Origin of the sequence: Wolbachia pipientis (genome assembly GCF_023661085.1) — a bacterium.
Classification (GTDB): Bacteria; Pseudomonadota; Alphaproteobacteria; order Rickettsiales; family Anaplasmataceae; genus Wolbachia.
This window is the reverse complement of record NZ_JAHDJT010000181.1, coordinates 1-719: the sequence shown is the minus strand read 5'-3', so window position 1 is coordinate 719 and position 719 is coordinate 1. Positions and strand designations below refer to the sequence as shown.

Genomic DNA, 719 nt, shown 5'->3' with positions numbered 1-719 from the left:
GTTTAAGACATTACCCAACGCCGGATTTTAAAATAGAGAGTGGAATAACTAGCTACCTCGGGGTTTTATTGTCTTTTTTCTCTGTTTGGTAAATTTCTTAAATATTATAGCTTAGACTAGTTGCGCTTAAAAGCAGCTAAATTGCAGCGTTTAAGACATAAAAACGCCAATACTGAAAATAGACAACGGCCAGGGCTTCTTTTGCCTTTTTCTCCATTTGGTAAATTTCTTAAACATCTATTACTAAAGTAGTATCCTGGATCCCAGTGTTGGCTACTGGGATGACAAGAAAAGGCTACCTGGATGACAGGAAGAGGGTGTCATTTCAGCTAGCATCAATTCCCTGGCGCCCTTGTTCTCATTGGTTGATTACTTATTGTTATACCACTTAAATAAGGTTCAGGCTTACCATCTGTTCCTCTAGTAGTTTTTGACAATTGACTTTTATTCTCTGCACTGCCCAGTATATTTACAATTTCCATGTGCCCTCGTTCTCTGGCAAGATCTGAAGGTATCCTGCCATTATTGTTCCTAGCATAAATATTAGCCCCTTTATCAATTAAAAGCCTCACAATCTCTAGCTTTTTACCATCATCAAATAATTTTTTACCACTATCGACAACGTGGTGTAGTAGCGTATTACCATATCTGTCAGTATCGTTAACGCTTACCCCTTTGCTAAGGAAAAACTCTATAACACTTTTATGCTTGCCTATAAT

At 37.7% G+C, this 719-nt stretch carries 1 protein-coding gene; it reads right to left on the bottom strand.

Annotation, left to right across the window (positions count from 1 at the left end; translation table 11 throughout):
- Positions 1–335: 335 nt before the first annotated feature.
- Positions 336–719 (bottom strand): ankyrin repeat domain-containing protein (locus DM84_RS06005; RefSeq protein ID WP_349305114.1); only part of this gene is annotated, 384 nt, incomplete at its 5' end.